Genomic DNA, 18,701 nt, shown 5'->3' on the forward strand with positions numbered 1-18,701 from the left:
CCGGCGTAGGGTCGAGCCGTGAGCGACGTGAGCGACGAGGCCCGCACCGAAGCCCCCGAGAAGACCCTGCGCATCAGCCCGCCGAAGAGCACAGCCGCCGGTGTGCCAGGGGTGGTGCACGGCCTGGCCCACGTCCTCGACGAGGCAGGCGTCGCGCGCGGTCTGCGCACCCTTCCCCTGCTCAACCAGCACCGCGGCTTCGACTGCCCCGGCTGCGCGTGGCCGGAGCCGGGCAAGCCGCACCTCGCGGAGTTCTGCGAGAACGGCGCCAAGGCGGTCGCGGAGGAGTCCACGCGCCGGCGTGCCGACGCCGCGTTCTTCGCGGAGCACCCGATCTCCGAGCTGGCGACCTGGACCGATCACCGGCTGGGGAAGTCCGGGCGGCTCACCGAGCCGATGCTGCGGGACGAGGGCGCCGACCACTACCGGCCCGTGTCCTGGGACGAGGCCCTCGACCTGGTCGCGACCGAGCTGCGCGGGATGGACTCACCGGACCAGGCGGCGTTCTACACCTCGGGCCGCACCAGCAACGAGGCGGCGTTCCTCTACCAGCTGCTGGCACGCAAGCTCGGCACGAACAACCTGCCGGACTGCTCGAACATGTGCCACGAGTCGTCGGGGACCGCCCTGACGGAGACGCTGGGCATCGGCAAGGGCAGCGTGTCCCTCGAGGACATCACCGACCACGCCGACCTGATCGTCGTCGTCGGACAGAATCCCGGGACCAACCACCCGCGCATGCTCACCGCGCTCGAGGAGGCCAAGGACCGCGGTGCGCGGATCGTGGCCATCAACCCCCTGCCCGAGGCCGGGCTGCAGACGTTCAAGAACCCGCAGCGGGTGCGCGGCGTGGTCGGGCAGGGCACGAAGCTCGCCGACCGGTTCCTCCAGGTCCGCCTCGCCGGCGACCTCGCCCTCTTCCAGGCCGTCAACCGCCTGCTCCTGGAGGCGGACGACGACGCCCGCACGGCCGGGCACCCGGGCGTGCTGGACCACGGGTTCATCGCCGAGCACACCTCGGGCTTCCCCGAGGCCGCTGCCGCGTGGCGCAGCCTCGACTGGGCCGACGTGGACGCGGCGACCGGCCTGGACCGGTCCGAGATCGAGGACTTCGTCGGCGACGTCCTGGCCGCCCAGAAGATCATCGTCTGCTGGGCGATGGGCCTGACCCAGCACAAGCAGGCGGTGGCGACGATCCGCGAGGTGGTGAGCTTCCTGCTGCTGCGCGGGAACGTCGGCCGGCCGGGTGCCGGCGCCTGCCCGGTGCGCGGGCACAGCAACGTGCAGGGCGACCGCACCATGGGCATCTGGGAGCGGCCCACCGAGGCGTTCCTCGACGCCCTGGCCACGGAGTTCGACTTCGAGCCGCCGCGCGCCCCCGGGCACGACGTCGTGGACACGGTGCGTGCGCTGCGCGACGGGGAGCTGCGGGTCTTCATGGCGGTGGGCGGCAACTTCGCCGCAGCCACGCCCGACAGCGCCGTGACCGAGGCGGCCCTGCGCGAGGTGCCGCTCACGGTGCACGTCTCGACCAAGCTGAACCGGTCGCACGTCCTGCCGGGCAAGCGGTCCCTGGTCCTGCCGTGCCTCGGGCGCACCGAGCGGGACCTCACGGGTGGACGCGAGCAGGTGGTGACCGTCGAGGACTCGATGAGCGTGGTGCACACGTCCCGGGGGCGGCTGGCCCCGGCCTCGGACTCCCTGCGCAGCGAGACCGCCATCCTCTGCGACCTCGCCCGCCGCACGCTCGGGTCCGGTGACGCGACCCCGTGGGAGGAGTTCGCCGACGACTACTCACGCGTTCGCGACTCGATCTCGCGCGTGGTCCCGGGCTTCGAGGACTTCGAGCGGCGTGTGGCCGAGCCCGGCGGGTTCGTGCTGCCCCACCCGCCGCGCGACGCCCGCCTCTTCCCGACGACCACCGGCAAGGCGAACTTCACGGTGAACGAGCTGGAGGTGGTCCAGGTCCCGGAGGGCCGGCTGCTGCTCCAGACCGTCCGCTCCCACGACCAGTTCAACACCACCGTCTACGGCCTGGACGACCGGTACCGCGGCGTGAAGGGCGGGCGGCGGGTCGTCTTCGTGCGCCCCGAGGACCTCACGGCCCTCGGGTTCGCCGACGGCGACACGGTCGACCTGGTCAGCGAGTGGCCGGTGGCGGACGGCACGGTCGAGGAGCGCCGCGCCCCAGGGTTCCGTGCCATCGCGTTCCCGACGGCGCACGGCTGTGCGGCGGCCTACTTCCCGGAGACCAACGTGCTGGTGCCGCTGGACCACACGGCCGAGGGCAGCAACACCCCGGCATCGAAGTCGGTGGTCATCCGCCTCGAGGCGCCGGAGTAGGACCGGGGCGCCGTGGCGTGCGGTCAGCGGCGCACGTACTCGAGGTCCGCGATGTCGCGTCCTGCCTGGTGAGCCTTGCGCTCGAACCCCGTGAGCACACGCCGCTCGAACCGCGGGGCCAAGGCGCCCGCGCCGTGCGCGTTGATGAGCTCGGCGTCCGCCTCGAGCACCTCGACCATCTGCTCGGCGTACTCCGCCCAGTCCGTCGCGAGCCGCAGGGTGCCGCCCGGGCGCAGCACGCGGGCCGCGAGCGCCGTGAACTCCGCGGTCACGAGACGACGCTTGTGATGGCGCGCCTTGTGCCAGGGGTCGGGGAAGAAGACCCAGAGCTCGTCGACGGCGCCGGCCGGGATCGTGGTCTCCAGCAGCTCGGCCGCGTTGGCCTGCACGAGTCGCAGGTTCGGCAGCCCGTCCTGACCGAGGGCCGCGCCGGCCCGCTCGGCACGCGCGATGGTGTGCGCCAGCCCGGGCTGGTAGACCTCGACGGCGAGGTAGTCGCGTGCGGGGTCGGTGACAGCCGCCTCGACGACGGCGTCGCCCAGGCCTGAGCCGATCTCCACGACGAGCGGTGCCCTGCGGCCGAACACCGCCTCGGCGTCCAGCACGAACTGAGGGTCGACGGAGGTCCGGGCGATCGCCCGGGGCACGTCGATCAGGTAGGTGCCGTGCCGCTCGGCCCACATCCGCTTCTGCTTGTCCGTGAGCCTGCCGGACCGGCGCACGAACGACACCGGCTTCGTCCGGAACCCCGCGAGCTCGGGCCGGTCCGCGGCGTCGGGCTGGTGCGGGGCGTCAGGCTGGGGAGGAACGGGCTGGCTCACGGGCACAGCGTACGAGGTGGTGGCCGAGCGTTGCGTATCCGCAAGGATTGCCGCCTCCCCGCGCGGGCGGGCTCCGGCCTGCGGAAGGCTGGGAGCGGATCACCTGAAGCACTCCCCGGACGACCTCTGATCGGAAGCACCATGACCGACCGCGGCCCGTGCTCCCAGGTCGAGCTCGACGGACGGCGCGTCGTGATCGACCTGTCCGACGCCGACCTCGCACAGCTCGCCCGGATCACGACGAGGCGCCGCGCCTGCGCCCCCGATCTCGTCCTGGACTGGATCCGTCGTGGGCTGTACGGCGAGGGCGCCTGGGCCGAGCTGAGCGGCAGGTCTGACCGGATGGCGCGGGACGTCGAGGTCGCACGACAGACCGACGAGCTGTTCGGGGGCCTGCTCGGCGACTGCGGCGACAGCGACTGACCCGCCGGTGCCTCAGAGCCGACCGACCTCCACCTCGAGCATCCCCACGGCCTCGGCCGGCTCCAGGTCGCCGACCAGGACCCGCAGGGTCAGGCCGTCGGCCAGGGCGAGCAGGTGCCTGGCCTGCTCCAGTGCGCTTCGGCCGTCGCCGTCACCGACCGCACCGCGGTCGGCACGGATCAGCCGCACGCACTCCTCCTCCGCCCCCCGTCGCGCCTCGGCCAGCACCTGGCGGACGGCGGAGTCGTTGATCGACTTCGCCACGTAGGCGTACCAGACGCTGACGCCCATGCGTCCGGCGTCGTCCCGCGGGATCTGCTGGCTCACGACGTGCAGCAGGCGTTCGCGTGGCGCCGCGTCGGCGGTCTCCTGGTAGCCGCCGTACGCACTCTGGACGAGCGAGGTGCACCCGGCCAGGACGAGGGCCTCCTTCGTGCCGAAGTAGTGCTGGATCCGTCCCATCGAGACGCCCGCCTCGGCCGCGACGTGCCGCAGGCTGACGCCCTCGATCCCGTGCTGGGCGATCACCAGCCAGAGCGCGTAGACGATCTCCCAGCGGCGTTCCTCGTGGTCCACGACTCTCGGCATGCGCCCACGATAACAATACGTTCGCATCGCAACCTGATACGATGCGAACGTATTGCAAAACAGTCGACATCCTGGGAGGGCCCTCCGATGCGCACGAACCACTCCGGACCGAAGCGCCGCCGGTGGCCGATCGTCCTGCTGGCCGTCGTCGCGGTGGTCTCGACGAGCGGCCTGGTCCTGCTCCTCGCGACCGGCGGACCAGCCGTCGGACACTTCCGCTCGCCGGACGCGCGCGACGACTACGCCGACGCGTACGCCGAGGCGCTCGACCGCCTGCCGGAGCCCACCGAGACCCACGACGTCGAGACGACCTTCGGCACGGTGCGCGCCTACGCCTGGGTAGCCGAGGAGCAGCCAGCCGCCACGCCCGTCGTCCTGCTGCCCGGGCGTTCGGCGGCCACGCCCATGTGGGGCGACAACCTGCCGCACTACATCGAGCACCGGACCGTCTACGCCTTCGACACCCTCGGAGACACCGGCCTGTCCGAGCAGACGATCCCGATGCGCGACGTCGGGGACGCCGCCCGCTGGGTGGACGAGGCCATGGCCGGCCTGGACATCGAACGCGCGCACCTGGTGGGGCACTCGCAGGGCGGTGGGCTGGCCGCCGCCGTGGCGGTGCGCCACCCGGACCGCCTGGCCAGCCTCACCCTGCTCGAGCCGGTCCTGACCCTCGGATCACTGCCGCTCTCGACGGTGCTTGCGAGCATCCCGCTCTCGATGCCGTTCCTCCCCGAGTCGTGGCGCGAGGCGGCACTGAACGAGATCGGCGGTGTCGAGGACGAGGAGGTCGACCCGGACGACCCGCTGGCCCGGATGATCGATGTCGGCGCGGAGAGCTACAACTCGTCAGGGCTGCCCAACCCCGTCCAGCTCACCGACACGGAGCTGAAGGGCCTACCGATGCCGGCCTACGTGGCGATCGCGAGCGACTCCTCCCTGGCCGGCGGCGAGGCGGCGGCGGACAAGGCGAAGCTGATCCCGGATGCCCGGGTCAAGATCTGGCCCGACACCACCCACTCCCTCCCCATGCAGGTGGCCCCGGCGCTCGACGCCGAGCTGGAGGCGTTCTGGGCGGCACACCCGTAGGAGCAGCGCCCGCCGTCAGCGCTCAGGGACGAACGCGCGCCGCACCGTCTCGGCGAGCGCCGTGCGCCGCCGCGCGTGGTCGTCGTCCGGGTCGGCGGGCGACGCCGCGTGGTAGAGGCTGGCCGGGGACCAGGTGAGCGCGAGCATGCTGACCATGGCGAGCACGTCGGCCGGTGCCACGTCAGGATGGACGCGCCCCTCCCGCTGGGCGTCCGCGATGGCCTCCACCTTGTCGGCGTACGAGCCCTGCCGGTCGGTGACCAGGTCGCCCGTGGGCACGCGCTCGAGCCGCGCCCAGGTCGCCAGCCGGACCAGCTCCGGCCGCCCCAGGCACGCGTCGTAGAGGCCCACGGCGTACCCGGGCAGGTCTGCCGCGGTCATCGGCACCGCGTCGACGAGCCGGTCCGCGTGCTCGCGGAACACGGCGTCGAACAGGCCGTCCTTGTCGCCGAAGTACCCGTAGAGCTGGGCCTTGTTCGCCTGCGCGGTCGCCGAGATCCGGTCGACCCGGGCACCCGCTATGCCGTACGCGGCGAACTCCGCCGTGGCGGCGTCGAGCAGGCGGCGGCGCGTCGCTTGTCCATCCCTCACGATCGAGACAGTAACAGACTGGTTTGTTTGACCCATCCGGCTCGGCGGGTTACGGTCCTCACGAAGCAACTAACCAGTTTGTTTCTAGTTGAAGGGTGAGCACCATGACAGTTCACGCGTACGCGGCCGTCGTCGCGGGCGGACCACTGGAGCCCTACGAGTACGAGCCTGGCCCGCTCGGGCCGAACGAGGTGGACGTCCGGGTGACCCATTCGGGCATCTGCCACACCGACGTCGGCATGATCGACGACGACTGGGGCATCTCCCGGTTCCCCGTCGTGGCCGGGCACGAGACCGTCGGCGTCGTCGAGGCCGTCGGGGACGCCGTCGACCAGGGGCAGGTCGCCGTCGGGCAGCGCGTCGGCGTCGGCGCGGTCGCCGGAGCATGCTTCAGCTGCGAGTGGTGCCTCGGTGGCCGCCAGCACCTGTGCCCGCACAAGGACAACCTGGTGCAGCGCGGCGACCGTGGTGGGTTCGCCCACCACGTACGCGCCAGCGACTGGCGCTACGTGCTGCCTGTCCCCGACGAGATCCCCTCCGCACAGGCGGCCCCGCTGCTCTGCGCGGGCACCACGGTGTTCCCACCGCTGCTGGAGCACGGCGTGCGCCCGGTCGACCGGGTGGCCGTGGTCGGCATCGGCGGCCTGGGCCACCTTGCCATCCAGTTCCTCGCGAAGTGGGGCTGCGAGGTCACGGCCATCTCGACCACTCCGGACAAGGAGGCGGACGCCCGTCGGTTCGGCGCCACGGGGTTCATCGCGACCAGGGAGCCTGGCGCTCTGCGGGCGGCCGCGGGCTCGTTCGACTTCATCCTCTCCACGGTCTCGGCGGACCTGCCCTGGGACGAGTACCTCGACGCGCTGCGTCCCCAGGGCACGCTGTGCGTCGTCGGCGTACCCTCCAGCCCGATCGCGGTCGGGCCGCTGAACCTGCTACCGGCCGAGAAGACGGTGGTCGGTGGCGTGACCGGCACCCCGCTGCGGACCCGGCAGATGCTCGAGTTCGCCGCGCGGCACGGGATCCGGACCGAGGTGGAGACCTACCCGGTGGCCCAGATCGAGCAGGCGGTGGACCGGGTGCGCCACGGCAGGGCTCGCTACCGCGCCGTCCTGGAGCTGTAGGCCCCGGCCACCGTCAGAACCCGCCGACGAGCCGCTCCACCACCCAGAAGAGCGCCACCACGACGATCCCCGCGGTCGCCGTCCCGAGCACCCAGCGGGCGGCCCGCGGGGCTCGCACGCGCAGCAGCACCAGCAGCGGGAACACGAGGGCGATGATGCCGAGCTGCACCGCCTCGATGCCCACGTTGAACGACAGCAGGGACCACAGCAGCGTCCAGGACCAGGCCGCGTCGATGCCGAGCGCGCCGGCGAACCCGACACCGTGCACCAGCCCGAAGACGAACACGACGGGCAGCCGCCACCGGTCCCAGGTGGTCAGCTGCTCCCGCGAGCCGGCCACCGGCCGCCACCGCAGCGCGTCCCGGACGGTGCCCGGGGACTCGCCTCGCCCGCGCCAGATCAGGTACAGGTCCACAGCAGCGACCACCGCTATCGACGCCGCGATCACCGGCTCCACCACGATCGCCGGCGCCGAGACCACGCCCAGGGCCGCGAGCAGGAACGTCACCGAGTGCGCGACGGTGAACGCGGTGGCGGTCCAGACGACGTCGCGCAGGCGGCGCGCGCCGATCAGCAGCGCGAGCAGGAACAGCACATGGTCCAGCCCGAACAGCAGGTGCTCACCGCCCAGCACGAAGAACTCGCCGATCTGCTTGAGCAGGCGGTGCTCCCCCGTGGTGAGGGTGGGCGACGCCGCGGTCAGCACCGCGGAGCCGTCCTCCTCGTCGAGGGTGTACCGGACGATCGTCTCGGTGGAGTGCACGAACGACTCGGCATCCGGGAACAGGGCGCTCGAGACCTCGTGCACGCCCTCCGGCTCGCCGTCGCACCCGAACGTGTACGTCAGGGAGGCGTACGGCCGGCCCCCGCGCTCCACGACGTCGGCGCCGGACAGCGCCGGGGCGCACGGCTCGCCCTCGTAGGTGACCGCGAAGCGGTCGGTGACGTACCCGTCGACGGCCTGCTCGTGCTCGTCGAGCTGCGCGAGCTGGTCGGCCCGGCCGGTCGCCTCGTAGGCCTCGGCCCGCAGCCACGCCGACTTCATCAGCAGGTCGTACTCGAGGTCGAGCACCGCGGTGACGTCCGCCGTCGGCCCGCCCGCCGACGCCGCCGGGGTCACCGTGGCGTAGACGTCGCTGTTGGCGTCGTGGGCCCACGCGGCCTGCCCGACGGCGGGGCTGCTCACCACTGCGAGCAGCCCCGCCCACGCGACGCGGCGCCAGAACCTCAACGCCGTGCCGTGGTGAAGTACGCCGGCGGAGCCGTCGTGGTGCCGCCCCCGGAGGTGCGGGCCGTGACGAACCAGGCGTAGGTGCGGTCGGGCTTGAGACCGGTCCACCGAACCGAGGCGACGTCACCGGACGCGACGGTGTCCTCGCCGATCTGGTGCACCGGGTCGTACAGCACCACGGACTCGGTGGTGAACGACGTGGTGCGGGAGGTCAGGTCGACCGGCAGCACCATGTTGTCCTCGAGCCCGTTGTACCGCTGGTCCTCGTCGTACTCGGTGGCGCCGAACTCACCCAGCAGCGGCGAGTAGGTGTCGATGGAGACCTCGCCGCGGTCGACGTCGAACTGCAGCATCCGGAAGAACGACGCGCCCAGCCGGAGCCGGTCGGTCGGCCGGTAACCGCCGATCTCGGTGAGCCCCAGCTGGCCCGCCGACACCGTGTAGAACTGGTAGTCCGCGAGCAGCTCGATCACGCCGCCACCGATGTCGCCGACCACGGGCGGGCGCACGTTGGTGCCCACCCCGTGGCGGTGCCCGGCCAGCACCATGAAGACGTTCGGGTTGTCCTTGACGAGCAGGTTGTACAGCAGGGGCCCGTCGGACCCGCCGAAGTTGGCGCCGCGCCCGTCGGGCGACGTGGACGGCTCCAGGTAGTCGTGCGTGAGCAGGATGCCGTTGCGGTCGGAGTAGCGGTCGAAGATCTCCGCCGCCCACTCGGCCTCGTCCCGGGTCACGCCGTAGGACAGGCCCACCACCACGAAGTCGAGGCCGCCGGCCGAGAACAGGTCGTAGTGGTTCTCGTTCGAGCCGGGCGTCATGGACCCGCCGTAGGTGGCGTTCTCCCAGCCCTCGGCGAGCTCCTCGTAGCGGTCCGGCCCGAAGTGCTCGTCGAACAGCTCCGGGTTGGTGCCCGACTGGTTGTCGTGATTGCCCGCGACGACCCCGTTGGGGATGCCCGCCGCGTCGATCCGGCCCTGGGCCTCCGAGGCGAACTCGAACTCGCCGGCCACCTGCTCCTCGAGCTCCGGCGGGATCGCCCGGATGTTGTTCTCGGTGATGTCGCCGGTGTGCGCCACGTACGCGATCTTGCGCTCCGCGGCGTTGTCGACGATCCAGTCCATGACGCTCGTGTAGGCACTGCCCCACACGGCCCGCTCCTGGGCCGTCTCCTGCTCGACGGCGCCCTCCGACAGGTACTGCGTGTCCGTGTAGTGGACCATCGAGAAGTCGTAGTCGTCGGGGTCGGCGAAGGTGTCCGGGTCCCCGGCGTCGATGTCGTCGGCGAAGGGGTCCTCACCGGTGACCATCGCGTGGACCTTGCCACGGTCCACGTAGTCGCGGGTCACGGCACCCTCCAGCACCGTGGGCCCGTCGACGGCGCCCCGCGCGGAGGCGACGACGTCCCAGGCGTCGGTGTCCGGGTTCCAGGCCCGCAGGCTGACGAGGCGGGCCGGGTCGGCGGCGCCCTCCCAGCGCAGCACCGGCGCCTCGACCTTGCCGCGGACCGGCACGTCGAACCGCTGGTAAGTGACGTCGGCCGACGCCGGCGAGTCCGCGGACCTGCCGTCGCCCGGCTTCAGCCCCTTGGTGCTCAGCCTCTGCTGGCCCGGGACCTGCAGAGCGGTCGGCACACCGTCGCTCTCACCCTGCCAGGCGCTGGTCGGGGTGAGGATCTCGGCGCGGGAGAAGCTCGCGGTGACCTTACCGCCGTCGGGCTCCGCGACCTTCGCGCTCAGCGTCGCGGTGCGGCCGACGCCGGGCGCGCCCGGCTCGGGTGCGACGTCGGCCGGCACGTCGGGGATCCCGGCGCTGACGAACGGGACCTCGTGGGTGACCTCGTTGCCGAGGCCGTCCGTCGCCGAGACCTCGAGCGTGTGGCGGCCGGCGGAGAGACCCGGGCCGACCAGGTCGCCCGGGGTGACCTCCTTGCCGTCCAGCGTGACGTCCGGGCCCTGCACCACGCCGGAGGTGTCGTCCACGGAGACCGCGAGCGGCACGCTGCTCGTGAGCCGGTCGCCCTCGGCGGGCGTCACGGCGACGAGCTCCGGGCCGGTGTTGTCCGTGAACAGGGCGCGGGTGGCGGTCTCCCCGGTGGTCGACGTCGCCGCGAGCTCGTGCTCGCCGTCGGCCAGCGCGGTGGTGTCGACCTGCGCGATCAGGCCGCGGGCCGGAGCGTCGACGTGGAAGACCCAGTCGACCTCGACCTCGGGGTTCACGCTGCTGCCGCAGCTGCCGTCACCGATGTTGTGGCTCGCGCGCATGCTCACGTGCGATGCCGTGCCCTCCGCCGGGATCAGCTCCGGGTCGGCCAGCACGTAGTCGTCCCGGTTGTCACCGCACGAGCTCCCGTACAGGGTGCCGGCGACCACGTCGACCCGGTTCCAGCCGGCCAGGAGCCACTCGTTCGGGACGGTGATCTCGACACGCTCGGACACGTAGTCCCGCTCGTCCATGGTGAGCTGGTGCCCGTTGACCTCCAGGTACGAGCCGTACCGTGCCTCCATCGAGTTGGAGCCCACGTCGAAGGCGAGCACCGCGTCGCCCGCGCCCAGCGACGGGTGCTGGGTGACCGCGGGGGCGTCGATCGTGTACGTGAGCGCGACCTCGCGCAGCAGGCTGTCGTCGGTTCCGCAGCTCCCGTCGCCCAGCGCGTAGGAGTCGGCGACGTCGTGTCCCGTGACCGTGGCACCGTCGAGCACCAGGTCGAGACCGGAGACCGCGAAGTCGTCGCGGTTGGCACCGCACGAGGACGCGTAGTCGCCGGCCACCAGCGTGATCGTGTTGTCCCCCGGGACGAGCAGGCTCGCCGGGATCGTGACGTCCACCCGCTCGCTCGCCCAGTCGCCGCCGAGCTCGACGCGCGAGCCGTTGACCAGCAGGAAGTTGTGGTACGCGTCGTCGATGGAGTTGGCACCGACGTCGAACGAGAAGGTGGCGGCGCCGTTGCCGAGAGTCGGCAGCGACTCGGGCTCACCGCCGTCGAGCAGCAGCTCGGCGACGCCGCCGTCAGCACCCGCAGGACGGGCGGCGGTGACGGCCACCGTGCCGTGGGCGAGCGTGCCGTCGACCGGGGTGAGGCGCGGGGCGCCGGTCGGGGCGTTGTTGACGCGGACCTCGTGGGCCGTCGTGTCGCCGTCCGCGGTCCGCGCCTCGATGGTGTGCTTGCCGTTCGACAGCGTCGTGGTGTCGAGGTCGGCGCGCAACCCGGTGGTGCTCTGCGGGTCGCCCTGGAGGAAGAACGAGAGCTCGGCACGGCGGAGCAGGCTGGTGTTGGTACCGCAGCTGCCGTCGCCGAACGCGTAGGTGTACTCGTTCTCCTCGCCGTCGGCAGTCTCGCCGAGCGGCTCGAGCGTGAAGTCGGAGAGCACGAAGTCGTCGTGGTTCGCGCCGCAGCTGGTGTTGAACGTCCCGGCGACCACCTCGACGGTGTTCTCGCCCGTCACGAGGTACTCGTTGGGGATCTCCAGCTCGACGCGCTCGCTCGCGGCGTCGGGCAGGTAGATCGGCTCCGAGCCGTTGACCGACACGTAGTTCTTGTACCGCGCCTCGGTCGAGTTGCTCCCGACCGTGTAGCCGAGGACCGACGTGCCGAGCGTCGTGGTGGCGCCGGGCACGGCGGCGCCGTCGACGGTGAGTCGCTCGATGTCGTCGCCGGGGGCGACGGGCTCCGCCGCGACGGGCACCGTTCCCTCGAGGAACGCGCCGTCAGCCGGGGCGAGGACGGGGCCGCCTGCCGCCGGCGTCTCCGGCTCGTGCGGCGCACTCGCGGCCCTGCCTGCCGCGGTGCTGCCGGTGTCCACGGGAGCGGCGGACGACGACGTCGCGACCCATCCCGTCATCGCGAGCGTGGCCGCCGTGACCGCCGCGACGAGACCGGCCTGCTGCCGACCCCGCTGTTTCCTGGTGACTGGCCGCATGGCCGTCCTCCCTGTGCTCCGTGAAAGGTGGGCGGCCCTGAGCACGCCCGGGGGTCAACCTGGACCGGGCGGGTGAACGGAACGGGAGCGACAGGCAACAATCGGACAAACTGTCCCCTCGTCCGGGCATCATCCCAGGTCAGCGGCAGCTACGCGGGCGGGTGAACTTGGGGTGCGGGTGAGCGGGACACCACGGGGAACGGCGAAGGCCCCCACCGTCGTGGGGGCCTTCGCCGTGTTGTGGTGCGCCATCAGGGACTCGAACCCCGAACCCGCTGATTAAGAGTCAGCTGCTCTGCCTATTGAGCTAATGGCGCCTGCGACGGAAAGATTACCAGGGCCTGAGCCCTCTGGCGCACCGGTTTCTCCGTCTCACGACGGTCCCGCGGCCGCCCTCTGGAGGGGGCCGCCGGGCCGCCGTGCTGGTGCGCCATCTAGGACTTGAACCTAGAACCCGCTGATTAAGAGTCAGCTGCTCTGCCAATTGAGCTAATGGCGCGCAACGGGGAGAAACACTACCAGGACCAGCACCGTCATCGGTAACCGAACGAACGGCCCGGACCTGTGAACTGCGCGACAGCCAGTGTTCTACAGGTACAGCCCCGTGGAGCCGGCCGCCTCGTCGCGCTCGGCCACGCCGTGCACGTCCCGCTCGCGCAGCAGCACGTAGTCCTTGCCCGCCAGGTCCACCTCGGCGCGCTCCTCGGGGTCGTACAGGACGCGGTCGCCGATGGCGACCTGCCGTACGTGCTCGCCCTTGGCCACCACGGTCGCCCACGCGAGCCGCTTGGGCCCGACGGCGGTCGCCGGGATCACGAGGCCGGCCGTCGACTGCCGCTCCGCCGAGTCCGTCTCGGGCTCCACCAGGAGCCGGTCGTGCAGCATGCGGATCGGGAGGGTGCCGGGCGTCGTAGCAGCGTTCATCACAGCGTTCGTCACAGCGGGGGTGCTCACAGGACAACGCTACGCGACCACCGGACGAGGCCGTCCACAGGTCCCGCCGCACGGACCGCCGTCGGCCCGTCGGGCGGCTACGGTTACGGGCATGACCACACGTCTCGCACCCGGGGACAAGGCTCCCGACTTCACGCTCCCGACCGCCGACGGCGCGACCGTCCGCCTCGCCGACCTGGCCCAGAACACGACCAAGGGCGTCATCGTGTATTTCTACCCGGCCGCCGCGACGCCGGGCTGCACCAAGGAGGCGTGCGACTTCCGCGACTCCCTGGCGTCCCTGCAGGGCGCCGGCTACGCCGTCGTCGGCATCTCCCCCGACAAGGTGTCGAAGCTGACCAAGTTCGCCGACGCCGAGACGCTGACGTTCCCGCTCGCGTCCGACGAGGACCACGCGACGCTGGAGGCCTACGGCGCCTGGGGCGAGAAGCAGAACTACGGCAAGACGTACGTCGGTGTGATTCGCTCCACCGTCGTGGTGAACCCGGACCTGACGGTGGCCGAGTCCTTCTACAACGTCCGGGCGACCGGTCACGTGGCCCGGGTGCGCAAGGTGCTGGCTCTCGACTGATGGGCTCACCCGCCGACCTGCTCGACATCGACTCGGAGCTGAGCGACGCCGAGCTGGCCACGCGCGAGAAGGTCCGTGAGTTCGTGGACCGGCGCATCCGCCCGAACATCGCCCGCTGGTTCGCCGACGCGCACTTCCCGCGCGAGCTCGTTCCCGAGTTCGGCGAGCTCGGCCTGCTCGGCATGCACCTGGACGGGTACGGCTGCGCCGGCCGGTCCGCCGTCGAGTACGGGCTGGCGGTGCAGGAGCTGGAGGCCGGCGACTCGGGCATCCGCACCTTCGTCTCGGTGCAGGGTTCGCTGGCGATGTCGGCGATCCACAAGCACGGCTCCGAGGAGCAGAAGCAGCGGTGGCTCCCCCGCATGGCGACCGGAGAGGCGGTCGGCTGCTTCGGGCTCACCGAGCCCGGCGCGGGCTCCGACCCGGCGAGCATGACCACGCGCGCCCGGTTCGAGCCAGGCAGCGAGAGCGGCGACTCCGGCGGCGAGTGGGTGCTGGACGGTGCCAAGCGGTGGATCGGCATGGCCTCGTTCGCGGACATCGCGATCATCTGGGCCAAGGTCGCCGAGCCGCAGGAGGGTGGCGGCGAGCGGGACCGGGTGCGCGGGTTCATCGTGCCGACGTCGGCCCTGGGGTTCACCGCGGTGCCGATCGAGCCGAAGCTGTCGATGCGCGCGTCCGTGCAGTGCGACATCACGCTGGACGGCGTGCGCGTGCCCGCCGACGCCCTACTGCCCGAGCACCCCGGACTCGCGGGGCCGTTCGCCTGCCTGGACGAGGCGCGCTACGGCATCGTGTGGGGCACGGTCGGCGCCGCGCGGGACGCGTTCGAGGCGGCCCTGTCCTATGCCAAGGAGCGCGAGCAGTTCGGCACGCCGATCGCGGGCTTCCAGCTCACGCAGGCCAAGCTCGTCGACATGGCGCTGGAGATCACCAAGGCTCAGCTCATGGCGCTGCGCCTCGGCCGGCTCAAGGACGCCGGGCGGCTGGAGGGGCACATGATCTCGGCGGGCAAGCTGAACAACGCCCGCATCGCCATCACGATCTGCCGGGAAGCGCGCACGGTGCTGGGTGGCAACGGCATCACGCTGGACCACTCGCCGATGCGGCACGCCAGCAACCTGGAGTCGGTCCGCACCTACGAGGGCACCGACGAGGTCCACACGCTGGTGCTCGGGCGGCACATCACGGGGCTCGCCGCATTCCGCTGACCTGCCCCTGGACCCGTAGACTGTGCGCCGCGCGCGAGTGGCGTAATTGGCAGCCGCGCCAGGTTTAGGTCCTGGTGTCTTCGGACGTGGGGGTTCGAGTCCCCCCTCGCGCACAGTGGTCCGGCAGACGGCGACGGCCGCCTCCCGTGGGGAGACGGCCGTCGCTGCTGCTCAGCCCTCTCGGGCCGGCCGGATCAGTTCTGCTGGGCTGCGAGGTCCTTCTTCACGGCCTCCATGTCGAGCCCGCGGACCGCCTCGACGACCTCGGCGAGACCCTTGGCCGGCAGCGCGCCCGCCTGGCGGAACACGAGCACGCCGTCGCGGAACGCCATCAGCGTGGGGATGGACGTCACCTGCGCGGCGGACGAGATGCCGGGGTTCGCGTCCGTGTCGATCTTGGCGTGCACGATGTCGGTGTTCTTGTCCGAGGACGCCTCGAAGACCGGTCCGAACATCTTGCACGGCGGGCACCAGGTGGCCCAGAAGTCCACGAGGACTATCTCGTTGTCGCTGACGGTCTTCTCGAACGTGGCGTCAGTGATGTCGACGGTGGCCATGTCTCGTTTCCTCTCGTTGGACGTCTCCTTCGTGCAGCGCAGTTCTGCTCTCCGCTATTCCAGGAACAGCGCCTCGGTGAGCGGTACGACACCCCTGCGCCGGTCCGACGGCGCGGGGTAAGGCAGCGTGCGGCCCGAACTGGTAGAACGGACCCCGTGACGGACACTGCCGACTACCCACCCGACGACGAGTTCTACCGCGACCCCTCCCAGGTATCGGGGTGGCTGACCGACGAGGACCTCGCGGTCGTGCGGGCGCAGCTCCCCCTCGTGTACGTCGACGCCGTACCGGTCCGGGTCGACGACTCGGGTGACGTGGTCGCCGTCGGGCTGCTGCTGCGCGTGAACACGCAGGGCACGATGACGCGGGCCGTGGTCTCGGGGCGCGTCATGTACCACGAGCGCCTCCGGGACGCGCTGCTGCGGCACATCGAGAAGGACCTCGGCCCGGTGGCGCTGCCGCAGGTGCCGCCGTCGCCGCAGCCGTTCACCGTCGCCGAGTACTTCCCGACACCAGGCATCACGCCGTTCCACGACCCGCGTCAGCACGCGGTGTCGCTCGCGTACGTCGTGCCCGTCACCGGTGACTGCCGCCCGCAGCAGAACGCCCTGGACCTCGCCTGGCTGACGCCGGAGGAGGCGTGCGCCGACGACGTCCAGGCCGAGATGATGAACGGTCAAGGCATGCTGCTCAAGCAGGCGATGGCTCACGTGGGGCGGCTCCCGTAGTGTCGTGATGTCCGACTCCTCCGCACCTGCGGTATAACGTCCCAGGCGCCCGACGGTCGGCGCCCGGACGGGAGCACGATGGGGCGCCACAGGGTTGCGGGGCGGCTGGCAACAGGGCTGGGCGGGAGCCTGCTCCTGCCGTTCCTGGTGGAGCTCAGCATGGCGTCCATGCTGGGCGAGCACTTCAGCGTGCGCCGCGGCGTGATCTTCGTGGGTGTCCTGGCGGGCGGGTCGGGGCTGCTGCTCGCCGTGGACCGGCTCGCCGAGTACCGCAAGCATCGTGCGGAGCAGCGGGCGCGGCCCGACGTCGCGCAGGCCCCCGCCGAGCACGTCGCCCACCACGCGCTCGCGCCCTACGGCCCGGAGACCGACGGCGTGGTCGCGCTGTGCGCGTCCCGGCTCGGTGTCTCGTCACTGCACTACGTCGCGTACCACGCGCGCGGCAAAGGGCTCTTCCGGGTGGATGTCCTGGACCACCCCGACCTGGCGCCGCTGGTCGGCCTGGCGACGCCGGACCGGCACCGCCGCATCTACGAGAACTACGGCACGCGGCTCAAGGCCCTCATGGCCCACCTCGACGACGACTTCGACGAGCTCGACAGCGGACGCCTGGTCCGGCTCGTCCTCGACGTCGAGAAGGGTGCCGTGTTCGTCATCGAGGTGCACGAGCACTCCGGCAGGTATCTTCTCGGCGTGACGCTCGACCAGTCGCACGTGGACACCGCCGACGAGGAGATGCGCAGGCTCACCGCGGAGATCCGCCAGTACCTGGGGCACCCGGCGATGCCCACGACGGGCGGCAGGAACCACACCTAGCTCAGGTCCAGGACGGGCCAGTCCTCCAGGTCCGTGCGCATCCGCCGGTCATGGGTCGCCACCACCACGGCGCACGGCGTCACCTGCAGCGCCCGGGTCAGCTCGTCGACGAGGTCGATCGACAGGTGGTTCGTCGGCTCGTCCAGGAGCAGCAGGTGCGGCGCGTGCAGGAGCGCCCGTGCCAGCTCGAACCGGCGGCGCTGCCCCGCGGACAGCTCGGCGAGCGGCCGGTCCAGGTCCTCCTCGCTGAGCAGGCCCAGACCCGCGACGGGCACCAGGTGGTCCGGGTCCAGCTCGCCCGAGGCGAGCAGCCGGAGCGCCTCGTCGGCGTACGTCTCGAACCCGGTCCGCAACCGCGCCTTGCCGGTGATGGGCTCACTCTCCTGGCCCACGACGCCGATCCGCGCACCGGGTGCGACGAACCGGCTCCCCCGGTCCAGCTCGAGCGTGCCGGCCAGTGCGCCGAGCAGCGTCGACTTGCCGGTGCCGTTCGGCCCCACGATGAGCAGCCGGCCCGACGGCGGGACGGCGACCCGCGTGCCGGGCAGGTCCAGCCGGGCGCCGCCTCCGTCGTCCGTGCCGTGCGGCAGACCGACGCGCGGCGAGCGGACCTCGACCACCGGCTGAGCCGGGTCCCAGCCCGGCGACATCGCCGGCAGGTCCGGGAAGAGCAGCTCCACGGGCGGCACCGGCACCTCGATCGCTTCCGCCTCGAGCTTCTGGACGAGCCGGTCCGCGGCCTTGACGTGGATCCGGGCGTGGGTGGCGCGCCGGTGCTTCTGCGAGCCCTTCGCGGGGCGCCACTCGTCGGACAGGCCCTCGTACGACTCGTCGAGCCGCTCCGCGAGCGCCGCCGCCCGCTTGCGCTCCGCCCGGTAGCGCTGCCGCCAGCGGTGCAGGGACTGGTTCTTCGCGAACCGGTAGGCCAGGTAGCCCGGCTGCCCGTAGAGCACGGGCCTGCCGTCCCAGGACGGGTCGAGGTCGAGGATCGCGGTGGCGACGTCGTCCAGCAGCTCGCGGTCGTGCGTGACCAGCACGACGCCGCCCCGCCATGCGACGAGCTCGCCGGTGAGGAACTCGATGGCGGAGTCGTCGAGATGGTTGGTGGGCTCGTCCAGCAGGAGCAGGTCGGAGCGCTCGGCGAGGCGGCAGGCGAGGCGGACCCGGAACCGCTCCCCCACGCTGAGCCGGTCGAGCCGGCGGCCGGGGTCGCGGGGCGCACCCAGCCGCGTCAGGGCCACCTCGACGCGCCGGTCGGCGTCCCAGACCGCGAGGTGCTCGGCGAGCGACAGGGTACGTTCGAGCACCGCGAGGTCTCCCGAGCCGTGGTCGAAGGCTGCGGCCGCGGCCTCGAGCTCGGCCGCCGCGGCCCGCAGGCCGTCGAGCGTGCCGGCGACGACGTCGCCGATGGTCTGTCCGGGTGCGGGGTGGAGCTCCTGCTCGACGAGGGCCACGGAACCGTGCCGGCGGACCTCGCCCGACTTCGGCTGCAGGTCACCGGCCAGCAGGTGGAGGAACGTGGACTTGCCGGACCCGTTCTCCCCCACGACGCCGAGCCGCGTGCCGTCGCTCACCGTGCAGCTCACACCGGCCAGCACGTCCCGCCCGGGGTACGCGAAAGCAAGGTCCTGGGCGACAAGATGCATCTGACAAGCCTACGGGCCGTTCCGGAACGGGCTGACAGCTCGTGCGGGCACGCCTGCGACACAGCGCGGTGCCCGACGCCGTCGCGACGTCGG

At 71.9% G+C, this 18,701-nt stretch carries 16 protein-coding genes and 3 tRNA genes; 9 read left to right on the forward strand and 10 right to left on the reverse strand.

Annotated features, from left to right (window positions below):
- Positions 1 to 18 precede the first annotated feature (18 nt).
- Positions 19 to 2,343, forward strand: coding sequence for an FdhF/YdeP family oxidoreductase (locus LUM46_RS18345; RefSeq protein WP_274995788.1), 2,325 nt, complete (start codon positions 19 to 21; stop codon positions 2,341 to 2,343).
- Between the two features lie 23 nt (positions 2,344 to 2,366).
- On the opposite strand, the gene trmB is transcribed toward LUM46_RS18345, so the two are convergent.
- Entirely contained in the window at positions 2,367 to 3,164 is a 798-nt protein-coding gene (trmB, locus tag LUM46_RS18350) for a tRNA (guanosine(46)-N7)-methyltransferase TrmB (protein WP_374726939.1), read from the reverse strand.
- Between the two features lie 141 nt (positions 3,165 to 3,305).
- Here trmB and LUM46_RS18355 point away from each other — a divergent pair, with 141 nt between their 5' ends.
- Complete coding sequence (locus tag LUM46_RS18355) at positions 3,306 to 3,587, forward strand: hypothetical protein (protein WP_274995792.1); 282 nt, start codon at positions 3,306 to 3,308, stop codon at positions 3,585 to 3,587.
- A 12-nt stretch (positions 3,588 to 3,599) separates the two neighbouring features.
- Here LUM46_RS18355 and LUM46_RS18360 read toward each other — a convergent pair whose 3' ends face one another.
- Positions 3,600 to 4,175 carry a TetR/AcrR family transcriptional regulator gene (locus tag LUM46_RS18360; protein WP_274995794.1) on the reverse strand — a complete coding sequence of 192 codons (576 nt, stop codon included), beginning with the start codon at positions 4,173 to 4,175 and terminating at the stop codon, positions 3,600 to 3,602.
- Positions 4,176 to 4,262: 87 nt separating this feature from the next.
- On the opposite strand from LUM46_RS18360, the gene LUM46_RS18365 reads away from it, so the two are divergent.
- Positions 4,263 to 5,264 carry an alpha/beta fold hydrolase gene (locus LUM46_RS18365; RefSeq protein ID WP_274995795.1) on the forward strand — a complete coding sequence of 334 codons (1,002 nt, stop codon included), beginning with the start codon at positions 4,263 to 4,265 and terminating at the stop codon, positions 5,262 to 5,264.
- Positions 5,265 to 5,279: 15 nt separating this feature from the next.
- Here the strand turns inward: LUM46_RS18365 and LUM46_RS18370 are convergent, their stop codons facing one another.
- On the reverse strand, positions 5,280 to 5,855 hold the full coding sequence (locus tag LUM46_RS18370) for a TetR/AcrR family transcriptional regulator (protein ID WP_274995796.1): 576 nt from the start codon (positions 5,853 to 5,855) through the stop codon (positions 5,280 to 5,282).
- 104 nt (positions 5,856 to 5,959) lie between these two features.
- Between LUM46_RS18370 and LUM46_RS18375 the strand changes: the two genes are divergently transcribed.
- Positions 5,960 to 6,976, forward strand: coding sequence for an NAD(P)-dependent alcohol dehydrogenase (locus tag LUM46_RS18375; protein ID WP_274995798.1), 1,017 nt, complete (start codon positions 5,960 to 5,962; stop codon positions 6,974 to 6,976).
- Between the two features lie 13 nt (positions 6,977 to 6,989).
- Here the strand turns inward: LUM46_RS18375 and LUM46_RS18380 are convergent, their stop codons facing one another.
- The 5 genes from LUM46_RS18380 to LUM46_RS18400 form a co-directional block, all read right to left on the reverse strand.
- Positions 6,990 to 8,207: a HupE/UreJ family protein gene (locus LUM46_RS18380; protein WP_274995799.1), complete on the reverse strand. Its 1,218-nt coding sequence runs from the start codon at positions 8,205 to 8,207 to the stop codon at positions 6,990 to 6,992.
- On the reverse strand, positions 8,204 to 12,124 hold the full coding sequence (locus tag LUM46_RS18385; protein ID WP_274995800.1) for a metallophosphoesterase: 3,921 nt from the start codon (positions 12,122 to 12,124) through the stop codon (positions 8,204 to 8,206). Before LUM46_RS18385 ends, LUM46_RS18380 begins: the two co-directional genes overlap by 4 nt.
- A 241-nt stretch (positions 12,125 to 12,365) precedes the next feature.
- Positions 12,366 to 12,441, reverse strand: a tRNA-Lys gene (locus tag LUM46_RS18390).
- Positions 12,442 to 12,547: 106 nt separating this feature from the next.
- Positions 12,548 to 12,623: transfer RNA gene (locus tag LUM46_RS18395), tRNA-Lys, on the reverse strand.
- Between the two features lie 89 nt (positions 12,624 to 12,712).
- Complete coding sequence (locus tag LUM46_RS18400; protein ID WP_374727003.1) at positions 12,713 to 13,009, reverse strand: GroES family chaperonin; 297 nt, start codon at positions 13,007 to 13,009, stop codon at positions 12,713 to 12,715.
- A 160-nt stretch (positions 13,010 to 13,169) separates the two neighbouring features.
- Between LUM46_RS18400 and bcp the strand changes: the two genes are divergently transcribed.
- The 3 genes from bcp to LUM46_RS18415 all read left to right on the forward strand — a co-directional run bounded on the left by bcp (position 13,170) and on the right by LUM46_RS18415 (position 14,973).
- Positions 13,170 to 13,649, forward strand: coding sequence for a thioredoxin-dependent thiol peroxidase (bcp, locus tag LUM46_RS18405; RefSeq protein ID WP_274995801.1), 480 nt, complete (start codon positions 13,170 to 13,172; stop codon positions 13,647 to 13,649).
- Positions 13,649 to 14,860, forward strand: coding sequence for an acyl-CoA dehydrogenase family protein (locus tag LUM46_RS18410; protein ID WP_274995802.1), 1,212 nt, complete (start codon positions 13,649 to 13,651; stop codon positions 14,858 to 14,860). The genes bcp and LUM46_RS18410 overlap by 1 nt, the downstream gene beginning before the upstream one ends.
- A gap of 31 nt (positions 14,861 to 14,891) precedes the next feature.
- A tRNA-Leu gene (locus LUM46_RS18415) sits at positions 14,892 to 14,973 on the forward strand.
- 81 nt (positions 14,974 to 15,054) lie between these two features.
- Here LUM46_RS18415 and trxA read toward each other — a convergent pair.
- Positions 15,055 to 15,417: a thioredoxin gene (gene trxA, locus LUM46_RS18420; protein ID WP_274995804.1), complete on the reverse strand. Its 363-nt coding sequence runs from the start codon at positions 15,415 to 15,417 to the stop codon at positions 15,055 to 15,057.
- Between the two features lie 156 nt (positions 15,418 to 15,573).
- Between trxA and LUM46_RS18425 the strand changes: the two genes are divergently transcribed.
- Both LUM46_RS18425 and LUM46_RS18430 read left to right on the forward strand, forming a co-directional pair.
- Entirely contained in the window at positions 15,574 to 16,146 is a 573-nt protein-coding gene (locus LUM46_RS18425; protein ID WP_274995806.1) for an NUDIX hydrolase family protein, read from the forward strand.
- A gap of 78 nt (positions 16,147 to 16,224) precedes the next feature.
- On the forward strand, positions 16,225 to 16,962 hold the full coding sequence (locus LUM46_RS18430) for a hypothetical protein (protein WP_274995807.1): 738 nt from the start codon (positions 16,225 to 16,227) through the stop codon (positions 16,960 to 16,962).
- Here the strand turns inward: LUM46_RS18430 and LUM46_RS18435 are convergent.
- Positions 16,959 to 18,608 (reverse strand): ATP-binding cassette domain-containing protein, encoded by a 1,650-nt coding sequence (locus LUM46_RS18435; RefSeq protein WP_274995810.1) that lies wholly within the window; start codon positions 18,606 to 18,608, stop codon positions 16,959 to 16,961. The genes LUM46_RS18430 and LUM46_RS18435 overlap by 4 nt on opposite strands.
- Positions 18,609 to 18,701 lie beyond the last annotated feature (93 nt).

This window comes from Promicromonospora iranensis (assembly GCF_028994805.1).
In the GTDB taxonomy this organism is placed as follows: domain Bacteria; phylum Actinomycetota; class Actinomycetes; order Actinomycetales; family Cellulomonadaceae; genus Promicromonospora; species Promicromonospora iranensis.